The organism is Marinicrinis sediminis, from assembly GCF_042685085.1.
In the GTDB taxonomy this organism is placed as follows: Bacteria; Bacillota; Bacilli; order Paenibacillales; family KCTC-33676; genus Marinicrinis; species Marinicrinis sediminis.
Genome location: NZ_JBHUMM010000001.1, coordinates 277,461 through 292,290, shown reverse-complemented (window position 1 = coordinate 292,290; position 14,830 = coordinate 277,461). Strand labels below are relative to the sequence as shown.

The following is a 14,830-nucleotide window of genomic DNA, read 5'->3' as shown; positions in this document are numbered from 1 at the left end:
CAGTAGCTTAAATAACGGCAAGATCAAGCAGAAGTGGCTGAAGAAGAGCTAAGCGATTAGTGTCTTCGTCAGCCACTTTTTTTACCGTATAGTGCTCAGACGCTGAAACGGGGAATATCGAGCCATTACAGGGAGGGAAACCCGCATGGAGATAAAAAATCAGATCGACAACATTATATTGATCGGATTTATGGGGACTGGTAAATCAACCGTCGGAAAGGAACTGGTCGAGCAGTTGGGTTGGGATTTTGTAGATACGGATGTATGCATAGTGGAAGAAGCAGGGATGACCATACCGGAGATTTTTGAGCGTTTTGGTGAGGCGCATTTTCGGGATTTGGAGCACCGCGTGCTTGCCAAGGTTCTGGAGCAGCGACAGCAGATTGTATCAACAGGCGGCGGCGCTGTATTACGAGAAGAAAATCGCACCTTGATGGGCAGCAAAGGCATGGTGGTTGCGCTGACCGCGACGAAGGAAACGATCTTTGACAGAGTGAAGCAGGATGAGAATCGCCCGTTGCTTCAGGGCGGAGCCTGGCAGAAGATCGAGGCCTTGCTGAAGGAGAGAGAGCATGCCTACTCGTTTGCTAACTTGACGATTGCCACCGATGATCTGGACAAGCATCAGATTGCCAAGCGGATCATGCAGGCATGCTCCATATAAGAATGTATACTTATTCTTCGGCATCGTAGGCGAGCATGCCGCCTTCCATATTCAGCACGTTATCGTACCCGTTCATCAGGAGATATTCACATACACGACCGCTTCGGGCACCACTTCTGCAAATGAAGACGACGGTTTTGTCCTTGGGAATTTCGGACAGACGATCCGGTATTTCACCCATTGGAATATGAGCGGCTTCCGCAATTTTGCCCTCCGCGACTTCCTCGTGTTCACGCACATCGATATAATGTACGTTAGCCTGTTCAGCAAGCTGTTCCTTGACGGCTTGCGTCGAAATTGTTTTCACTTCTTGCGTCATGAAGAATCCCTCCCATTCTTTGTTCTCATTATGCATGGCGGGCATGGTAAAAGCAAGTGAACGTCAGGAGGATCATAACATGACGCATTCATCTCATTCCGTTTCTCCCTTTCACTGGACCCTGATGCTGGCGGTTGGAGCAGGAGGTGCGATCGGGGCGCTATTGCGCTATCTGGTGATACAGATCATTCCCATGAGCGAAGGAGGCTTCCCATGGGGAACACTGGCCTGCAACATCACGGGCAGCTTTGTTCTGGCTTATTTGGCAGTCAAACAAATGAACAAAAAACGTTTTCCTCTTTCACCTGTTTGGACGGTTGCAATCATGACAGGGGTAATTGGCTCCTTTACGACCTTTTCAACGGTGGCATTTGAAATGCAGTATCTGGTTCGCATGAAATCAATCATGGCTCTGACCTACCTCGCAGCCAGCGCAGGGCTCGGACTGATTGCAGCCCTCAGCGGACATTTCGTAGCGGCCAGGCGTAGTGCGGAGTGAAGCGAATGGAACGTCCTTCGTCATACAGCTCAGCAATGCCTGCCGCGAGCTGCGTGCGGTAAGGACGGGTGCTAGGGGCCCTTCATGGGGCGTGACAAACGCTAGCATCATCGATACGAATAGAGAAGGAGAGAGTGAAACACCATGCATGTACTATGGGTGGCTGTCGGCGGTTTCTGGGGCGCGATGGCCAGATATTTCGTAAGTCAATCGATGGCGAAACGATTCCCAAAGGGGATACCATATGGTACACTGTCTGTAAACCTGATCGGCTCTTTTTGCCTGGGATGGCTGTTGGGAAGCGTTGGACACGAGGGATGGATCGCCGGAGCCGGAACTGGATTTTTGGGCGCCTTTACCACCTTTTCCACCCTGTATGCAGAGCTGGTCCAAATGATCATGAAGCAGCAATGGGTGCGCTTCTTGCTGTACACGGTCATCACTTACAGCCTGGGCATCGGACTTGCCTATCTAGGTTATTTAATCGGAACTACATAATCCAAATGAAATCAGAATCGTGTACACAGACACCATCAGGATGGAAGCAGTATGCCGTCATGATGGATGCCATGTAGGTAACATAAAGAGGGAGAAGAGAGAAATATGAAAGCAATTGTAAAACCAACTCCGAAGCTAAGCGGAGAGCTTCAGGCATTATCCTCCAAAAACTACACAACCCGATATTTGCTGGTTGCCGCTTTGGCGGAAGGGACCAGCACGGTTTACTATCCGGCTCATAGCGAAGACAGTGATGCCATCCGCAGATGTATTCAGGATTTGGGAGCAGTTCTGGAGGAGGACGACGAGAAGATCGTCATTCAGGGATTCGGACGTCATCCAAAGCCTGTGAAAGAGCTGAATGTCGGCAATGCAGGAGCAGTGCTTCGCTTCCTCATGTCGATCGCGGCGTTCTGTCCGGAAGTCACCTTCGTCAATCAGTATCCCGATTCCCTTGGCAAACGACCGCATGATGATCTCATTACAGCCCTGGAGCAAATGAACGTGAAAGTGGGTCATCAAGAGGGGCGCTTGCCGATCACGATTCATGGCGGACAGCCAAAAGGCGGTAAAATCACCGTATCTGGCTCTATCAGCTCCCAATATTTAAGTTCGCTGCTGTTCATGACTCCGCTCCTCGAAGAAGATTCCGAAATTACCGTAACCGGAGATCTGAAATCCAAGGTCGTCGTTGGCCAGACGCTGGAAGTGCTCGCACAAGCCGGTATCCGCATTGAAGCTTCTGACGATCTGATGCATTTTGTCGTACCAGGCAGACAACAGTATGCCGCGAGAGAATATATCGTGCAAGGGGATTATCCGGGGTCAGCGGCCATATTAGCTGCGGCTGCGGTGACGGAATCTGACATTCGAGTTCATCGATTGCTGGAGGAGAGCAAGCAGGGAGAGCGTGCGGTAGTGGACGTTCTGAAGGCCATGGACGTGCCGCTGACCCATGCGGACAGCATCGTGCACGTACAGGGGAACGGAAAGCTCAAGGCAGGTGAATTTGACGGGGATGAATTTACAGACGGCGTACTGGCTATGGTAGCGGCGGCCGTATTTGCCGAAGGAACTTCCCGTTTCTATAATGTAGAGAATTTGAGATACAAGGAATGCGACCGTATTACAGACTATCTGAACGAACTTCGCAAGGCCGGTGCGCAAGTAGAAGAACGACAAAGTGAAATTATCGTGCATGGTCGACCGGAAGGGGTCGAGGGCGGCGTAGAGATCAATGCCCATTTCGATCATCGGGTTATTATGGCGCTGACTGTCGTCGGCCTTCGAAGCAAGCAGGGCTTGACGATTCAAGATGCCCATCATGTGGCCAAGTCTTACCCGCAATATTTTGATCATTTACAGGCGCTGGGCGCACAGGTAGAGTTGATCGAGGAATAAATACGAGTCCGCTGGAGCTGGGAGATGGCCGAACATCTTGTACAGTCGCGGCTCGATGACAGGTGATGTACATGAAATGGTTCAAAATCGCCAAAGGCTTTTCCATATCTTTGTTGATTGCATCCTTAATGTTCACCAGCAGTGTGTTCACGGCGATTTTGTATGCCAAAATCAAATATCGACCTGCTGACTCCCATGCCGTCAGTGGCTACGATCCAGCTTCCGGAACGGATCAGGCAGCGGACAAGCCTGAGCAGAACCAGACTGAGGGAGAAGAGACGAAGGTCAATCCGGCTGCGATGCTCGAAGCCCCACTGATTCAGCAATATCCCGAATTGCCGAGGGGATGCGAGATTACAACGCTTACCATGCTGCTTCAATTTTCGGGCGTGGAGAAGGGCAAAATGGAACTGGTGGAGGAATTGCCATGGGATCACACCCCGATACAATGGGGGGATCAAGGGCAGATTACATACTGGGGCCATCCGAATGAAGGGTTTGTCGGGGACATTACCCTCGGGTCTCCCGGTTTTGGCGTTTATCACAAGCCGATCGCGACCTTGCTCTCCACGTATCAGAGTGAAACCGTCGATTTGACAGGAAAAGCTTTCTCCGAGATCGAAGCCTCCATTTCAAACGGTATTCCGGTCATGGTTTGGACAACCGTCAATTACAAGGTTCCGGTCAATTGGATGGAGTGGGACAGTCCGCAAGGAAAAGTCAAGACGACGACCAAGGAGCATACCGTGCTTGTGGTGGGTTATGATGAGGAGCACGTCTACGTCAATGATCCGTTGAAGAAACAAAAACAGCTTAAAATCAACAAGCAGCAATTTGTTTCAAGCTGGGAAGCAATGGGTAAGCAAGCCGTAACGTATCGCGAAGCGAATCGAAAGGGGAGCTGACGTACCATGCATGTTGAAAATCCGGATCGAAATGAGATCAAACAATTGCTCGAAACTTACAATCAGGTAGCGGTGGTGGGATTGTCGGACAACCCGGACCGTACCTCTCATATGATCGCCAAAGCCTTGCAGCAAAGAGGCTATCAGATTACACCTGTGAATCCGAATACCGATGAGGTATTGGGCGAGAAGAGCTATGCAACCCTGACCGATATTCCGCATCCGATCGAAATTGTGGACGTATTCAGACGCAGTGAGCATTTGCTGCCGATTGCCAAGGAGGCCGTTGAGATCGGGGCCAAAGTATTGTGGATGCAGAGCGGCATTATCAATGAAGAAGCTGCCGCCTACGCGCAGGAGCATGGCCTAACCGTTATCATGGATCGCTGTATCAAGGTAGAGGATGCGATTCTTCTTCCAAATAAAGAGGCTTCCAAATAAAGGTGATCCGTAATTTGAGCGGGTTGCACATAAACCATCCCTCTATTTGCAAAAATAAGAAAAGCTTCATGCGGAGACAGGCATGAGGACTCTTGGAAATGCAATAGGAGGATGTGTCTGAGTGTATAATCAACAACAGAACCAACAAGCTGGTTACCAAGGTATGAAGAATGCGTATCAACCTGCCGGGTATGTACAATCCCAATACGGCAGCGCACAGGGACAAGCAAGCATGGGCGGCCAGGCTGCGCAAGGAATGAGTGCCCAGCAAGCTCAAAACCCTAGCCAGTTCCACACAGCGAATTATGTAGGAAATCAGGCTCCATACAACACCAATCAGTATGAGCAGGCGATGATTTCCGGACCGCAAGGCTACCAGCAAGGGGCACAAATGCAGCAGCAGGCCAACCAGTTCCATCAGTCCAACTATGCGGGGAATCAGCCTGGCTACAACACCAATCAATATAAGCAGCCGACGGCAACAGGCAATTCCTATTCGGCCCAGGCTGGTCAAGGTTATCAGGCGCAGGCCGGACAAGGCTATCAGGCTGCACAAGCACAACCACAAGCTCAACAAGCCGGACAGTTCCATATGTCTAATTATGTAGGCAACAAACCAGGTTATAACACCAATCAATACTACCAGCCGGCTTCTACCATGAACCAGTCTACCGCTGCTCCTGCGCAAGGCTATCAGGCGCAAGCTGGACAAGGTTATCAAGCCCAGGCTGCTCAACACTCCCAGGCTTTTCACCAAGCCAATTACCAAGGAAATCAACAGTACTAAGCATTCGATGAATCTGAAAGTCAGTCTGGATTCAGGGAAAGAGATGCCACTCAAGCGGACATGCGCCTATGTCCGCTTTTTCTTTGACAAAATAGGGAGGAAGCTATACCATTTTGATTAGAGATGAGAGGAGCGTTTTCCCTATGAATTGGATGGGTAATCTTCAGCAATTCGGCAGATCCTTAATGCTGCCGATGATTGCGCTCCCTGCGGCTGCGATCATGATGCGGCTGGGAGCCTTGCCCTGGCCAGATCCGTTAAGCTCCTTTGGAGAAGTGCTGGGTTTAGCCGGACTGTCTATTTTTATGTTTTTGCCATACATATTTGCCGTCGGGGTCGCACTTGGTTTGACGGATAACGCGGCTCCTGCCGGTATGTCGGCCTTGTGGAGTTATTTTTTATTTGTTCAGGTCACCACGCATTTGACAGATGATACACTGAATATCGGCATCACCGGAGGCATTCTGATCGGTCTGATGTCCGCGATCTCCTATCATCGATTCAAGCATACGAAATTGCCCGAATATATTCAGTTTTTCGGTGGACCGAGGATTGTCCCGATCGTCATGTCCGGGACCGCGATCGTATTTTCGTATATCGTCGTATTTCTACAATCCAGCATCGAGCTCGGTTTGGTCCATTACAGCGATGCTTTTCTGGAACTAGGTGGCTTTGGCGCCTTTCTGTACGGAGTGGCTCACCGGCTTCTCGTTCCGAGCGGACTGCATCATATTCTCAATAACTTTGCCTGGTTTCAGATCGGCGCCTATGAAAATTCGAGCGGCGTGACGGTGTTCGGGGACATTCCGCGATTCTTCGCCCAGGACCCTGAGGCAGGCATGTATATGTCCGGACTCTACCCGATCATGATGTTTGCCCTGCCTGCGATTGCCTTTGCCATTATTCGAGAGGCCAGGGAAGACCTGAAACCAAGAGTGAAGGCGACTTTCTTGACCGCTGCATTAACCGCCTTTCTGACGGGGGTCACGGAACCGATTGAATTCGCCTTCCTGTTTGTCGCGCCGATGCTGTTTTTCGTGCATGCCATTCTGTCCGGGATTGCGATGTGGGTCGCGTATGCCTTAGATATTCATCATGGGTTCTCCTTTTCAGCAGGAGCGATAGATTTCGTCCTGAACAGTTATCTTGCAACCAATGAGTGGAAGATCATTCCGCTCGGTCTGGTGTATGGCATTGTGTATTACTATTTGTTCCGGTGGGCGATCCGCCGATTTGACATTCAGACACCGGGCCGCGAGGACGGTTCACCGCTCGATGAAGGAGCCGGAGATATTCCGTACCGCGCTCCGCTTGTGCTGGAAGCCCTTGGCGGCAAGTCGAATATCGTCAAGCTGGAGGCGTGTATTACCCGGCTTCGCCTGACACTTTCCGATGACCGGAAAATGGATATGGGGGCATTGAAGCATCTTGGAGCAGCAGGTGTCATACGCCTCGGAGGAGGCAATGTACAGGTCGTGTTCGGCACCTTTTCGGAACTGCTGAGGGAAGAGATGGTCAAGGTGATGAGAAGGGATCTGAAGCACATTCATTTCTGTGCTCCGGTACAGGGCAAGATGGTGCCGCTTGACGAAGTGCCCGATCCGATCTTCGCGTCCAAGCTTGTCGGGGATGGCGTGGCTTTCCTTCCAGAGCGGGGAGAGATCGTATCTCCTGTTCACGGGGAAGTGCGGCATGTTCACCCTTCCAGACATGCCATCGGCATTGAAACGAAGGAAGGGCTGGAGCTGCTGCTGCACATCGGCATTAATACCTCACAGCTGAACGGCAAATACTTCGAAGTGTTTGTGAAAGAAGGAGACACCGTAGAGCCAGGCACCTTGCTTGTCAGATTTCAGCATCAGGCTGTACGAAAGCATAGCAAATCCTTGGCTACGCCAATGGTCATCACCAATCCAGATCGTGTGCAGTCATGGAATTTTGCTCCCTTTAAAGCGGTGCGCAAAGGTCAGGCATCTGTCATGTCTGTGATTTGGAAAGAAGAGCAATCAGATGGGGGTCAACAACATGATTAAAGGGATCGGAGCATCCAGTGGCATTGCGCTGGGCCGTGCCTTTGTATTGCCGGATTGGGAATGGGATTTGCCCGAACAGCAGGTCGATGTATCAGATTTGGCGAATGAATTTGAAAGACTCTATGATGGCATTCGAACATCCAAGCATGAGATTCAGTCTATGAAGCAAGAAATATCGGGCGTCATCGGGGAGGAAGAGTCCAATATATTCGATGCGCATCTGGCGATTCTTGATGACCCGGCTTTTATGAATGAGATCCAGGGGATCATACATCGGCAATACAAGGCAGCGGAGGTGGCCGTCAAGGAAGCCATCGAGCATTTCACAGACATGTTTGATCTGCTGGAGGATCAATATATGAAGGAACGAGCGATGGACATCAAGGATGTCGGCAACCGTCTGCTCAAACACCTGCTCGGTACCCCGGAGATTACCTTGCCCAAAGACAACAAGCCCTTTATCCTCGTAGCGAGAGAGTTGTCGCCTTCACAGCTGGCTAATCTGAATCCGTCTCACGTCATGGGCATGATTACACTGGCCGGAGGAGAAACCTCGCATGCGGCGATTTTGGCCAGAGCACTCGGCATTCCGTTCGTACTGGGTCTCGAAGGCAAGCTGAAGGAACCGATTGAAACCGATGATTACGTCATCCTGGACGGTGAATCCGGTGTCGTATATGTGAATCCGGAAGCACGAACCATTGATCTGTATGAACAGCGCAAAGCGCAATGGCAGAAGCAGAAGGAGAAGCTGCAGACGGCCTCCAAGCTGCCTGCACGTACCGCAGACGGCACGCAGCTGAAGCTGTCTGTCAATATCAGTTCTGTCCGGGAGCTGGATCAACCGCTGATTCAGGACGTCCATGGCGTAGGGCTGTTCCGTACTGAATTTCTCTATATGGACCGGGACGCGTTCCCGACCGAGGAAGAACAATTCGAGGTGTACCGCGCAGCAGCGGAGAAGCTCCAGGGTAAGCCGCTCGTGATCCGTACCTTTGACATCGGGGGAGATAAGCAGCTCGACTATTTCAGCTTTCTGGAAGAGGAAGACAATCCGTTTCTCGGTTATCGGGCCATTCGCATTTGTTTGGATCAGCCGAAGCTGTTCAAGACTCAACTGCGCGCCATTCTGCGCGCCAGCCATTACGGATTGATCAAGATGATGTATCCCATGGTCACCTCTATGGAAGAGCTTCATCAGGCCAACCAGCTGCTGTCGGATTGCAAGCAGGAGCTGCGAGCAGAGAAAAAGCTGTTCAATGAACATATTCAGATCGGGGTGACGATCGAAGTCCCGGCAGCGGCCTTGATTGCAGATTTGCTTGCCGAAGAAGTGGACTTCTTTAGTATTGGCACCAATGATTTGGTACAATATACGTTGGCGGTGGATCGGATGAATGAAAAAATCGCCGACCTGTATGATCCGTTTCATCCGGCGGTGCTGCGTATGCTTCGTCAGGTTGCACAGGCAGCGGAAGAGCATGATCTGGAAGTGTCCGTATGCGGGGAGATGGCCGGAGACGAACGGGCGCTGCCATTGTGGCTGGCCCTGGGAATTCATCATCTCAGCATGTCGATGCAGTCCGTGCTCAACCTGAAGAGCATCCTTCCTCATCTGGAGACCCATCGCTGTAAACGTCTGCTGCCAGAGCTGCTGAAAATGAAGACCAGTGATGAGATGAAGAAGGTTTTGCAAGCCTTGCTGCTTGAAGTGCAGCATGCCAGAAAAGACAAATCCATTGAAATGTGAAGGAGAGGAGATACCATGGAACTGACAGGCAAAAGAGTATTGGCGTTTGTGGACCAGGAATTTGAGGATCTGGAGATGTGGTATCCGGTTCTTCGCTTGCGTGAAGCCGGAGCTGAGGTTGTTGTAGCAGGCCCGGAAAAGGACAAGACCTACATGGGCAAATACGGGGTGCCTTTAACGAGTGAAGCAAAGTTTGAAGACGTACACGCTCGTGATTTTGACGCGTTGTATGTACCAGGTGGCTGGGCACCGGACAAGCTGCGCAGATATGAGCCCGTTCTGCAATTGACCAAGGAATTTCATGAAGCGCAAAAGCCGATCGCACATATCTGTCATGCAGGATGGGTATTGGTTTCCGCAGATATTTGCCGCGGCTATACCATGACCTCCACGCCCGGCATCAAGGATGATCTGATCAATGCGGGTGCGACTTGGGTAGATGAGGAAGTCGTGGTGGACAGACATATCGTTTCTGGCAGAAGACCACCGGATCTGCCGGCCTTTATGCGAGCGTTCATTCAACTGATCGGAGCACAAGCCAAGTCTTGAAGCTCCTGTTAAGATGGCTGCCAGCTATCCTGTGCATGGGTCTGATCTTCTGGTTCTCGCATCAACCAGGCAATGATCTGAACAGCTGGCTGCCTTTTTTTCAAACCTGGTTTCCGGCGATGGAGTCCTTTAACTGGGGCCACTTTATTGCCTATTTTGTGCTCTGTCTGACTTTTTACTGGGCGCTGCCCCTCCATATGGGCTATCGTGCCAAATTGCTGGCCATTCTATTGTCGATCCTCTATGGCCTGACCGATGAGTATCACCAGCAATTTGTGGCCGGCAGAATGTCGGATTGGCAGGATATTCGCAATGACGCGATCGGAGCCGTCCTCGCAATGATCGTAATTTCCGTACCTGCTGTACAACGCATCTACTTGCGGATTCGCAATGGTATAAACTACTAGCAGGCAAATGAAAGGACTTCTTGTCCCTGGGTCGAATATGTGGAGTAGAAGGTGTGCTCGAACAGGGATAAGGAGTGAAAAGCTTGGAAAAACATTGTCATCAGTGTGGGGAACAAATGGGGATCTATCTGAGAACGGTGGTTTTCTCCCGTCAGATGGAAATTGAGAATGTACCCGTGTATACGTGTGATGAGTGTGAGGTTTATCAGGTGCTGCCCAGTGTGAAGGAGCATGTGAAGGCATTGCTGACCCAACAAGAGGAGACCGCAAGCAAACACGCTGTGGATCTGGCTTCGGAAAATGAAATCGCTCAACTGCTAAGTATGGCAGCCGATGAACAGTATGAGCACTACGAATTAAATGAAATGGTAGAGGAGCGCATCAATCAGCTGCTCGATATGCTGATTATGGCCAAGGCGCTTCATAATGAAGAATGGGTAAAGGACGTAGAGGACCGATTGTCCCAATTAACGGATCATGCCCTGCAGGCCCCTTACTTGTAAAAGGCGGGGTCTGGCTGATTGAACGGTTATATGCGCAGGAGCTGCTGCTGTCTGACCAGACGGTGAAGCAGCTCTTTTTTTGTCCTTAACTTTCATCGAAAAATCAACAAAATGGCAAATGTAGGAATGGATTGATTGCGTATCTTTGAAAATTGTCGTATGATAGCCTTATCGAGTCAAGTTCGAAAAATGAAAATTGGAGAGATTGTTCGTGACCGTAACGATTTATGATGTAGCTCGTGAAGCTGGCGTATCAATGGCAACCGTTTCCCGTGTAGTGAATAACAATCCAAATGTTAAGCCTCAAACCAGGAAAAAGGTTTTTGAAGCGATTGAAAGACTCGGCTATCGTCCGAATGCGGTCGCTCGTGGCTTGGCTAGCAAGAAAACGACTACCGTCGGAGTCGTCATCCCTGATATCTCCAACTCCATTTTTGCTGAAGTGGCAAGAGGGATTGAAGATATTGCGAACATGTATCATTACAATATTATTTTATGTAATGCAGATAAGAAAAAGGAAAAGGAAATCCGTGTCGTAAATACCTTGCTTGAAAAGCAGGTAGATGGATTGCTGTTTATGGGTGGGACCGTAACAGCCGAGCATATCCAGGCTTTCAAGACCGCTTCTGTGCCGGTCGTATTGTGTGCGACAACGGATGATCAGGAGCAGTTTCCTTCTGTCGACATTGACCACGAGCGTGCTGCTTTTGATGCGGTACAAGCTTTGCTGGACATGGGGCATCAAGAGATTGCGATGATCTGTGGAAACCTGAATGATCCGTCCAATGGCCTTGCACGTTATCAGGGCTACAAGGGAGCGATGGAAAATGCAGGACTTTCCGTCAAGGAACAATATGTACGTGCAGGCAATTACCGGTACGAATCGGGGATGGAAGTGATGGAGCACTTTATCGGATTGTCTCCGAGACCGACCGCTGTCTTTGCCGCCACAGATGAAATGGCGATTGGCGCGATACATAAGATTCAGGATCATGGCTTGAAAGTGCCGGAGGATATCGCGGTGATGAGTGTGGATAACACGAGAATGGCTTCCATGGTTCGTCCTCAGCTTGCGGCTGTAGCCCAGCCGATGTATGATATCGGGGCGGTATCCATGCGCTTGCTGACCAAGCTGATGAAAAATGAATCTGTGGAAAACATGAAAGTCATTTTGCCGCATGAATTGGTGATGAGAAACTCCGTATCAGCGAAATAACGGATTCAAAAAGCCCGTGTGGCATGTCAGTTTGCCATGTCAGTTCGCACGGTATAAAAAAACAGGCTCCCGAGGCCTGTTTTTTGTCCGTCTATGGCATGATGTGCGTGAACCGAGAGGCAATGAACAGGGAACCATAAAGGGACAGATTAAGGGAAAGATAACGGGAATCAGAAGGAGTGTCAGACATGATGAATAGAATGGGAATCATCGGCGCGATGATCGAAGAAATCGAGCTGCTGGAGCAGTCGCTGGCAGAGAAGAAGACCACAGAAAAAGCAGGGACGACCTTTCTGGAAGGCACGCTGCATGGTCTGCCCGTCGTCGTCACCAAGTGCGGGGTAGGCAAAGTCAATGCGGCAATGAGTACACAAATTCTGATTGATACCTTTGAAGTTTCCGCTATCTTGTTCACCGGTGTGGCCGGTGCAGTAGATCCGAGACTGGGCATCGGCGACATTGTCATCTCAGAGGATTGCATGCAGCACGATATGGATGTGACGGCGCTTGGTTTCGAGCGGGGCGTGATCCCTTTTCAGGAAGAATCGGTATTCAAGGCCGATCGCCAATTGGCTGATCTGGCTTATGAAAAGGGCAAGGCGGTTTGCCAAAGTCCGGTTTGGCGCGGACGGATCTTGTCAGGTGACCAGTTTATTGCAGACAAGGAACAGGGCAGACAGCTCCATGCCCAGCTTGGAGGCATGTGTACGGAAATGGAAGGCGCAGCCGTTGCCCAGGTATGCAGTCTGAACAAACGGCCCTTTGTGATCATTCGTTCCATGTCAGACCGTGCGGACGGGTCTGCGCATGAGAATTTTGCCGAATTTACCAAACTGGCGTCCCGTCATTCCTTTGAGATGAGCGCGGCGATCGTGCAGGCGCTTGCCGAATCTGAAAACGCGTCCCATGTCTCTAGGACGGTTGAATGAACGATGAATAATACGATCGTGCCAATTCCTTGACGGCTCGGTTTTCTTTCACTATGATCTCACGTCTGGGCATCGGTGCCCAGGCGTTTTTGGCGTCCAGCCACGTTGTCGGAATGGATAAGGACGTCTTCTGCTGCATGTCCTCGATCCAGTCCGCCGGTAATCTGTCGGCATGCCCAAGAGAGTCCGCAAGCGGATGCTGCTTCATTACGAGCCAGAGGAGTCCCCATGCTCGCGGCACGACCCGATGATGATCATAGCCGCCACCGCCCAGTGCCACCCACTTGCCCTTGCAATATCGATCTGCAAGGCGACGAATGATCTTGGGCATTTCTGCATAGATCCGCATACTGCAATATATATGGGAGAGTGGGTCATAGGCATGGGCATCGCATCCATGCTGGGAGATGATCAGATCCGGTTGAAAAGCAGCCGCTGCGACCTCGATCGTTTCCTGAAAGCATTCCAGCCAGGAGTCATCCTCGGTGTACGGGGCGATCGGCACATTCAAGGTGGTGCCAAATCCCTGTTCCACCCCGCGTTCCGTCACGCTGCCAGTACCGGGAAAGAGAAATTTGCCTGTTTCATGAATAGAGTATGTGAAGACATCGGGGTCACTATAGAACAGCCATTGAACACCATCTCCGTGGTGGACATCCGTATCAATATACAGAACACGGAGGCCATAGACATCTCTGGCATGAGCGATCGCCAGCGCCGCATCATTATAAATGCAAAATCCGGACGCCCTGGCCGCATGCGCATGATGCAAGCCGCCGGCCAAGTGGAGTGCCCGTCTGTCATGCAGCATCACTTGATCCACGGCATGGACAGACCCCGCACAAATCTGCCTGGCAGCTTCGTGCATGCCTTCAAAGCAAGGCGTATCCTCATCAAATCCGTATGTACGCCTGTTGATCAAATCGTGCTGTGCGGAGCGAATAGCCTCGACATACCCTGCATCGTGGACGAGAGATAATTGGTGTTCATCCAGAGATGGAGGCAGGACCATCTCTTCATCACTTAACCAGTTTCCTTGCCGCAACAGCTGATAGCTCCATGTCACCCTGCGCTGGTTAAACGGGTGTCCGTCATGAAATCGGTAGGCCGTGCAGCGGGGATCATAAATAAAAACCGCTTTATTGCGTTTGTCACCGCTTAATTGGTGTTCCTCTCTCTTTTCGGATTCATTCAATGCACTCACCCCGATTTCTTGCGTCTAATCTAATACATAAATCGTTGTTTGAAGCGGATGCGATCAAAGGCTTCAATGGCTTCCTGACGCACGTGGGAGCCGACCCGAACCATCAGGCAATTGGCGGGATGGGCACATATCTCGGGATCATCTGTCGCGTACCAGATCATGTCCATGTTCTTCATCAGCTTCTCCATCATCTTTCGGTAATCCCATACACTTAGCTGGCTCCCCTGAAGATCCCAGTGCCAGTAATATTCCGTCGTAAAGACGATATAGTCTTCTAACTGCTTATCAGCCGCTGCAAGCTTCAGCATCTGCTTTCCCAGACCAAAAGAACGGTAAGCCGGTGCCACCTCAATGGCACCCAGTTCGATCAGTTCTGCAATATCGGCTTCTGACCAGCGCTCCAGCTCATCCGGATAGTGAAAGGTGACATAGCCGACGATGACGTGATCGAGGCGGGCGATGATAATTCTCCCTTCCGCCAGATCAGCAATCTCCAACAGCGCCTCATGCTGATCCTCAGGCGGCCGAAAGGCCTGCAAATCTGCATGCATCGAATACGTTGCCAAAGTATGAGCAGGGAGGGGACCCTCTATATGAAAGGTCTGCCCTTTCGCGGTGTAAGCCTTTTGCTGCTCCCGTTTCGAATGTTTCATCCTCATCCCCCTTTCATCTCATAAAAATGGCCCTGAATGTTCTTCCAGCATAGTCGAGTTTCGGAAGATATG

17 protein-coding genes are annotated in these 14,830 nt (G+C 50.7%); 14 read left to right on the top strand and 3 right to left on the bottom strand.

The window, feature by feature from the left end:
- Window positions 1-145: 145 nt before the first annotated feature.
- Window positions 146-664, top strand: coding sequence for a shikimate kinase (locus tag ACFSUC_RS01360; RefSeq protein WP_379927586.1), 519 nt, complete (start codon window positions 146-148; stop codon window positions 662-664).
- A 10-nt stretch (window positions 665-674) separates the two neighbouring features.
- Here the strand turns inward: ACFSUC_RS01360 and ACFSUC_RS01355 are convergent, their stop codons facing one another.
- A complete protein-coding gene (locus ACFSUC_RS01355) occupies window positions 675-983 on the bottom strand; it encodes a rhodanese-like domain-containing protein (protein ID WP_379927585.1) in 309 nt (102 codons plus the stop codon).
- 79 nt (window positions 984-1,062) lie between these two features.
- On the opposite strand from ACFSUC_RS01355, the gene ACFSUC_RS01350 reads away from it, so the two are divergent.
- The 13 genes from ACFSUC_RS01350 (at window position 1,063) to ACFSUC_RS01290 (ending at window position 12,901) form a co-directional block, all read left to right on the top strand.
- The gene (locus ACFSUC_RS01350) at window positions 1,063-1,482 is read left to right on the top strand and encodes a fluoride efflux transporter FluC (RefSeq protein ID WP_379927584.1); all 420 of its coding nucleotides are present in this window, start codon (window positions 1,063-1,065) and stop codon (window positions 1,480-1,482) included.
- 144 nt (window positions 1,483-1,626) lie between these two features.
- On the top strand, window positions 1,627-1,980 hold the full coding sequence (gene crcB, locus ACFSUC_RS01345) for a fluoride efflux transporter CrcB (protein WP_379927583.1): 354 nt from the start codon (window positions 1,627-1,629) through the stop codon (window positions 1,978-1,980).
- Window positions 1,981-2,085: 105 nt separating this feature from the next.
- Window positions 2,086-3,381, top strand: a complete 1,296-nt coding sequence (gene aroA, locus ACFSUC_RS01340; RefSeq protein ID WP_379927582.1) for a 3-phosphoshikimate 1-carboxyvinyltransferase — start codon at window positions 2,086-2,088, stop codon at window positions 3,379-3,381.
- 71 nt (window positions 3,382-3,452) lie between these two features.
- Complete coding sequence (locus ACFSUC_RS01335; protein ID WP_379927581.1) at window positions 3,453-4,286, top strand: C39 family peptidase; 834 nt, start codon at window positions 3,453-3,455, stop codon at window positions 4,284-4,286.
- A 6-nt stretch (window positions 4,287-4,292) separates the two neighbouring features.
- Entirely contained in the window at window positions 4,293-4,727 is a 435-nt protein-coding gene (locus tag ACFSUC_RS01330; protein WP_379927580.1) for a CoA-binding protein, read from the top strand.
- 121 nt (window positions 4,728-4,848) lie between these two features.
- Window positions 4,849-5,514 (top strand): hypothetical protein, encoded by a 666-nt coding sequence (locus tag ACFSUC_RS01325; RefSeq protein WP_379927579.1) that lies wholly within the window; start codon window positions 4,849-4,851, stop codon window positions 5,512-5,514.
- Between the two features lie 143 nt (window positions 5,515-5,657).
- Window positions 5,658-7,547 carry a glucose PTS transporter subunit IIA gene (locus tag ACFSUC_RS01320; RefSeq protein ID WP_379927578.1) on the top strand — a complete coding sequence of 630 codons (1,890 nt, stop codon included), beginning with the start codon at window positions 5,658-5,660 and terminating at the stop codon, window positions 7,545-7,547.
- Window positions 7,540-9,297, top strand: a complete 1,758-nt coding sequence (gene ptsP / locus ACFSUC_RS01315) for a phosphoenolpyruvate--protein phosphotransferase (protein ID WP_379927577.1) — start codon at window positions 7,540-7,542, stop codon at window positions 9,295-9,297. Before ACFSUC_RS01320 ends, ptsP begins: the two co-directional genes overlap by 8 nt.
- Window positions 9,298-9,312: 15 nt before the next feature.
- Window positions 9,313-9,846: a type 1 glutamine amidotransferase domain-containing protein gene (locus tag ACFSUC_RS01310; protein ID WP_379927576.1), complete on the top strand. Its 534-nt coding sequence runs from the start codon at window positions 9,313-9,315 to the stop codon at window positions 9,844-9,846.
- Window positions 9,843-10,253, top strand: a complete 411-nt coding sequence (locus tag ACFSUC_RS01305) for a VanZ family protein (protein WP_379927575.1) — start codon at window positions 9,843-9,845, stop codon at window positions 10,251-10,253. Before ACFSUC_RS01310 ends, ACFSUC_RS01305 begins: the two co-directional genes overlap by 4 nt.
- An 83-nt stretch (window positions 10,254-10,336) precedes the next feature.
- Entirely contained in the window at window positions 10,337-10,756 is a 420-nt protein-coding gene (locus tag ACFSUC_RS01300; protein WP_379927574.1) for a hypothetical protein, read from the top strand.
- 211 nt (window positions 10,757-10,967) lie between these two features.
- A complete protein-coding gene (gene ccpA / locus ACFSUC_RS01295) occupies window positions 10,968-11,972 on the top strand; it encodes a catabolite control protein A (RefSeq protein ID WP_379927573.1) in 1,005 nt (334 codons plus the stop codon).
- A gap of 188 nt (window positions 11,973-12,160) precedes the next feature.
- Window positions 12,161-12,901, top strand: coding sequence for a 5'-methylthioadenosine/adenosylhomocysteine nucleosidase (locus ACFSUC_RS01290; RefSeq protein ID WP_379927572.1), 741 nt, complete (start codon window positions 12,161-12,163; stop codon window positions 12,899-12,901).
- Here the strand turns inward: ACFSUC_RS01290 and ACFSUC_RS01285 are convergent.
- Complete coding sequence (locus tag ACFSUC_RS01285; protein WP_379927571.1) at window positions 12,885-14,096, bottom strand: acetoin utilization protein AcuC; 1,212 nt, start codon at window positions 14,094-14,096, stop codon at window positions 12,885-12,887. The genes ACFSUC_RS01290 and ACFSUC_RS01285 overlap by 17 nt on opposite strands.
- A 29-nt stretch (window positions 14,097-14,125) precedes the next feature.
- Window positions 14,126-14,758, bottom strand: a complete 633-nt coding sequence (locus ACFSUC_RS01280) for a GNAT family N-acetyltransferase (protein ID WP_379927570.1) — start codon at window positions 14,756-14,758, stop codon at window positions 14,126-14,128.
- Between the last annotated feature and the right edge of the window lie 72 nt (window positions 14,759-14,830).